This window comes from Nocardioides sp. CPCC 206348 (assembly GCF_048654705.1).
In the GTDB taxonomy this organism is placed as follows: Bacteria; Actinomycetota; Actinomycetes; order Propionibacteriales; family Nocardioidaceae; genus Nocardioides.
Genome location: NZ_JBMCZA010000171.1, coordinates 6,163 through 6,519 on the forward strand (window position 1 = coordinate 6,163; position 357 = coordinate 6,519).

Annotated in this window: 1 protein-coding gene; it reads right to left on the reverse strand. The window is 66.1% G+C overall.

Annotation, left to right across the window (positions count from 1 at the left end):
- On the reverse strand, positions 1–357 hold a 357-nt coding region (locus ACOADB_RS13555; RefSeq protein ID WP_378599426.1), incomplete at both ends, for an acyl-CoA dehydrogenase family protein.

Below are 357 nucleotides of genomic sequence, written 5' to 3' on the forward strand. Positions count from 1 at the left end.
GCCGGCGCCCTTGCCGATCGACACCCGCTCGTTGTTGAGTGTTGTGTTGGCGACCCGCCACCCCTCGCCCACCGCGCCGATCCGGTTGCTGTCCGGCACCCGGACGTCGGTGAGAAAGACCTCGTTGAACTCGGCCTCACCCGTGATCTGGCGCAGAGGCCTCACTTCGACACCGGGATCCGCCATGTCGCAGATGAAGTAAGTCAGGCCGGCGTGCTTGACGGCGTCGGGATCGGTGCGTGCGACGAGGATCGCGAACCGCGCAGCATGCGCGTTGGACGTCCACACCTTCTGGCCGTTGACGACCCAACCATCACCATCGCGCACCGCCCTGGTGGAGACGTTGGCGAGATCCGA